Below are 5,046 nucleotides of genomic sequence, written 5' to 3' on the forward strand. Positions count from 1 at the left end.
CCGCCGTGCGGCAGGTGCCGATGCGCGACTTCTCGCGTTCGCTGCCGATGTCGTTGCTGCGGGCACGCGAGGCGGTGATGCGGCAATTCCGTCCCTCGCTGCGCACGCATGGCCTGACCGAGCAGCAATGGCGCATCCTGCGCGCGCTCGCGGCGATCGACACGGTCGAGGTCACGGAACTCGCGCGCACCGCGTTCCTGCTCGGCCCGAGCCTGTCGCGCATCCTGCGTGATCTCGAGGCGCGCAATCTGATCGAGCGCAAGACCGCCAAGGCGGACCAGCGCCGCAGCATGGTCTCGATCTCGGAAAAGGGCGTGAAGCTGATGGCTTCCGTCGCGCCGTCCTCCGAAGCGATTTATGCCGAGATCACGCGCCGCTTTGGCGCACGCAAGCTCGTCGAATTGCAGGAGATGCTCAGCGAGCTCGAACAAAGTCTCGCAGGGCTCGGCGCGGGCGAGGAGGCAAGTGCCGAGGAGTGAAAGCAGATATGCGCGAGCGCGCGGCAACAATCATGGACATCGCCGCATTTTTTCGCTCAAAGTGCCCCGCAGCCGATGCGCAAAAATCGGCGCGCCGGGACGGATTGCGCCGCCTTTGCCAGTGACAGCTTGCGTCATCGCGAGCGTAGCGCGGCGGTCGGGTTCGCGCTAATAACGGCATCGTGCTGTCGCGGCGCTCGTCATGGTGACGAAGGTCCAAAACAAAGAAGGAAGGCAACGTGGCGAACAAGGTCAAGGAAATCTGGAAGTCGGGCAAGGCCGTGGTCAACGCGTGGCTCGCGATTCCCTCCGGCTTCTCGGCCGAGATGATCGCGCAATGCGGCTTCGACAGCGTCACCGTCGACATGCAGCACGGCGTGCAGGATTATCTGTCGATGGTGCAGTGCTTCCAGGCGATGGACAAGCATCCGATCACGCCGATGGTCCGCGTGCCCTGGAACGAGCCCGGCATCATCGGCAAGGTGCTCGATGGCGGCGCCTATGGCGTGATCTGCCCGATGGTCAACACGCCGCAGGAAGCCAGGAACCTCGTCTCCTATGCCAAGTACCCGCCGAAGGGCGTCCGCTCCAACGGCCCGATCCGCGCCGGCATGTACGGCACCGCGGGCTCCTACCAGAAGACGGCCAACGACGACATCGTGCTGCTGCCGATGATGGAGACCAAAACCGCGGTCGAGAACATGGAAGCGATCTTCGACGTCGAAGGCATCGACGGCGTCTATATCGGCCCGTCCGACCTCGGCTTCTCCTACGGCCTCGAACCGAAGCTCGATCGCACCGAGCCCGAGATCCTTGCGATCTACGAGAAGATCATCAAGGAGTGCGGCAAGCGCGGCCTCAATCCGGGCATCCATTGCAGCGGCGCCGAAGGTGCCGCGCGCGCCATCAACATGGGCTTCAAGCTGGTGACGCTCTCGAACGAGGTCGGCCTGATGACGACCTACGCCAAGATGCAGGTCAACGCCACCCGGAAGGATTCCGGTGGCAAGGCCTGAGAACTCGCGAATGGCGATGGGGAGTAGCGAATGAGCTGCTCCCCTTTTCCATTCGCCACTCGCTACTCACTATTCGTCTGAAGGAGACCTCCCATGACCATCAGCCCCGTCATTCGCCTGCATCCCGATGATGGCGTGCTGATCGCGCGCGCGAGCTTGCCGCCGGGAACATTGGTGGCCGACGGCGTGACGACGGTCGAGCGCATTCCTTCCGGCCACAAGGTCGCGATCAAGCCGATCGCATTGGGCGAGCCGGTGATACGCTACGGCCAGATCATCGGCTTTGCGACGGTGCCGATCGCGCCGGGCCAGCACGTGCACGTGCAGAACTGCGGCATGGGCGATTTCGCCAAGGACTATGCCTATTGCGTCGACGTCAAGCCGACGCCGAATTTCGATCTGCCGGCGAGTTTCGAAGGCATCCGCCGTCCGGACGGCCGCGTCGCCACGCGCAACTACATCGGCATCCTCACCTCGGTGAATTGCAGCGCGCATGTCGCAAGCCTCGTCGCCGACGTCTTCAAGAAGAATCCGTTCACCGGCGACAATCCGCTGGCCGACTTCCCCAATGTCGACGGCGTGGTCGCGCTGACCCACAAGACCGGCTGCGGCATGACGCAGAACGAGCCCTTAGCGCTGCTCCGCCGCACGCTCGGTGGTTATGCACGGCACGTGAACTTCTCTCATGTGATCGTGCTCGGCCTCGGCTGCGAGGTGAACCAGATCGGCGGCCTGATGGAGGAGCAGAAGCTCGCGGGACGTCTGCGTGCGATGGACATCCAGGAGGTCGGCGGCACCCGCAAGACGGTGGAAGCCGGAATTGCCTTCGTGCGCGAGGCACTCGCGGAGTCCAACAAGGTCAAGCGCGAGTCCGTTCCGGTGAGCGAATTGACCGTGGCGCTGCAATGCGGCGGTTCGGACGGCTATTCCGGTGTTTCCGCCAATCCGGCGCTGGGTGCGGCCAGCGATCTCATCGTACGTCACGGCGGCACCGTGATCCTGTCGGAGACGCCGGAGACCTATGGCGCCGAACATTTGCTCACGCGCCGCGCCGTCAGCCGCGAGGTCGGCGAGAAGCTGGTCGATCTCATGCGCTGGTGGGACGAATACACGACGCGCGAAGGCGCCGAGATGAACGCCAATCCCAGCCCGGGCAACAAGGCCGGCGGCCTCACCACCATTCTGGAGAAGTCGCTCGGCGCGATGGCGAAGGCCGGCACAACCAACCTCGTCGAGGTGCTGCGCTACGCCGAACCCATCACCAAGAAGGGTTTCGTGTTCATGGACACCCCCGGCTACGATCCGGTCGCCGCGACCGGGCAGGTCGCCGGCGGCGCCAATCTGGTCTGCTTCACCACGGGCCGTGGCAGCGTGTTCGGCTGCAAGCCGGCGCCCTCGATCAAGCTCGCCACCAACACGCCCATGTACAAGCGCATGGAAGAGGACATGGACGTCAATTGCGGCACCATCCTCGAAGGCGAGGAGAGCGTCCAGCAATGCGGCCAGCGCATTTTCGATCTCATCCTCAAGACCGCGTCGGGCCAGCCCACCAAGAGCGAGAGTTTTGATTTCGGCGGCGCCGAGTTCGCGCCCTGGGTGCTGGGCGCGACGATGTAAGGGGACTTCGTAGCCCGGATGGAGCGAAGCGCAATCCGGGACAAGTCAGTCTGCGGGTGAAGAACCCCGGATTACGCTTCGCTCCATCCAGGCTACGGGTGGGCTATGGCGGATACTTCCTAGGCACCCTCTGCCCGTTGTTAATGCTTGATCGAGGTCACCAGCGGTGTTCTGCTCAAAAAAGCTGCTGGAGTACCGCACCCCGTGTCGATCTACGTCGCACTACACCACGTCACGCACTACAAATACGACCGTCCGATCGATCTCGGCCCGCAGACCATCCGTCTGCGGCCGGCGCCGCATACCCGCACGCCGATCCTGAGTTATTCGCTCAAGGTCACTCCGGCCAATCATTTCGTGAACTGGCAGCAGGATCCGCTAGGCAATTGGATCGCGCGCTACGTCTTCCCGGAGAAGACGACCGAGCTCAAGATCGAGGTCGATTTCACGGCGCAGATGACCACGGTCAATCCGTTCGACTTCTTCGTCGAGCCCTATGCCGACAGCTTTCCGTTCGAATATACGCAAGATCTCAAGACCGAACTCGCGCCTTATCTCGAGACCGTCAAGCCCGATCGGCTGTTCGCGAAATATCTCGACACGATCCCGCACGAAGCCCCGAACACCGTCAACTTCCTGGTCGATCTCAACAGGGAGCTGCAGAAAAAGATCGGCTACGTCATCCGCATGGAAGCGGGCGTGCAGACGCCGGAGGAGACGCTCTCCTCCGCGGCCGGCTCGTGCCGCGACTCCGCCTGGCTCCTGATCCAGACCTTCCGGCACCTCGGTCTCGCCGCCCGTTTCGTCTCCGGCTATCTGATCCAGGTCCGTCCCGACATCGATCCGATCGAGGGGCCGCCGGAGGTCGAGAACGATTTCACCGATTTGCACGCCTGGGCCGAGGTCTACCTGCCGGGTGCAGGCTGGATCGGCTTCGACGCGACCTCGGGCATGCTCGCGGGCGAGGGCCACATCCCGGTCGCCGCGACACCGCACTACCGCTCGGCCGCGCCGATCTCCGGCGGCGCGGGCTTTGCCGAGGTCGAATTCGCCTTCGACATGAGCGTCAAGCGCATTCGCGAGGCGCCGCGCATCACAAAACCGTTCTCGGACGAATCCTGGATACGGCTCAACGATCTCGGCGAGCAGGTCGACGGCGATCTTGCGGCCCAGGACGTGCGTCTGACCATGGGTGGCGAGCCGACCTTCGTCTCCGTCGATGATCTCGAAGGCGCCGAGTGGAACACGGACGCCGTCGGCCCGACCAAGCGCGGGCTCGCCGACGATCTGATCCGCCGCCTGCGCGCGCGTTTCGGACCCGGCGGCCTGCTGCACTTCGGGCAAGGCAAATGGTATCCCGGCGAAAGCCTGCCGCGTTGGGCGTTTGGCCTGTACTGGCGCAAGGACGGCGTGCCGATCTGGAAGAATGCCGACCTCATCGCCAGCATCGAAAATCCGCGGTCGGCGCAGGCCAAGGACGTCCAGGCGTTCGTGGAGGGCACGGCGCTGCGGCTCGGGCTCGATCCCGGCTACATCATGCCAGCCTATGAGGACACCGCGTACTGGCTGCAGAAGGAATCCGAGCTTCCCGTCAACGTCGATCCTTCCGATTCCAAATTGTCCGATCCGGAGGCCCGCGCGCGGATGGCGCGGGTGTTCGAACAGGGGCTCAACAACCCTCGCGGCTTCGTGCTGCCGGTGCAGCGCTGGAATGCGGCGCCACGCTGGCGCAGCGAGCGCTGGCAGCTCCGGCGCAGTCATCTGTTCCTGATGCCGGGCGATTCGCCGCTCGGCCTGCGCTTGCCGCTGGACTCGCTCGGCTATGTCCCGCCCGATCAGTATCCCTACATCGTCGAGCGGGATCCGATGGAGGCCCGCGGCAAGCTGCCGGTGTTCAGCCTTCCGGCGCGTCCGGACGCGCCGGAGCGGCTCGA

General features: G+C 64.2%; 4 protein-coding genes. All 4 read left to right on the plus strand.

Features of this window, described 5'->3' with window-relative positions; all coding sequences use genetic code 11:
- Positions 1 to 479 (plus strand): homoprotocatechuate degradation operon regulator HpaR (hpaR, locus tag IVB32_RS34790; RefSeq protein ID WP_247412853.1); only part of this gene is annotated, 479 nt, incomplete at its 5' end.
- A gap of 239 nt (positions 480 to 718) precedes the next feature.
- On the plus strand, positions 719 to 1,495 hold the full coding sequence (locus IVB32_RS34795; RefSeq protein ID WP_018456947.1) for an aldolase/citrate lyase family protein: 777 nt from the start codon (positions 719 to 721) through the stop codon (positions 1,493 to 1,495).
- A 93-nt stretch (positions 1,496 to 1,588) separates the two neighbouring features.
- On the plus strand, positions 1,589 to 3,112 hold the full coding sequence (locus tag IVB32_RS34800) for an altronate dehydratase family protein (protein ID WP_018456946.1): 1,524 nt from the start codon (positions 1,589 to 1,591) through the stop codon (positions 3,110 to 3,112).
- Positions 3,113 to 3,316: 204 nt separating this feature from the next.
- Positions 3,317 to 5,046: transglutaminase family protein (locus IVB32_RS34805; protein WP_247412855.1), on the plus strand; the 1,730-nt coding region annotated here is incomplete at its 3' end.

This window comes from Bradyrhizobium sp. 23 (assembly GCF_023073295.1).
In the GTDB taxonomy this organism is placed as follows: domain Bacteria; phylum Pseudomonadota; class Alphaproteobacteria; order Rhizobiales; family Xanthobacteraceae; genus Bradyrhizobium; species Bradyrhizobium canariense_D.

Coding starts and splice junctions, on each gene's coding strand:
- IVB32_RS34800 (WP_018456946.1), top strand. CDS start 1,589: ATGACCATCAGCCCCGTCATTCGCCTGCATCCCGATGATGGCGTGCTG.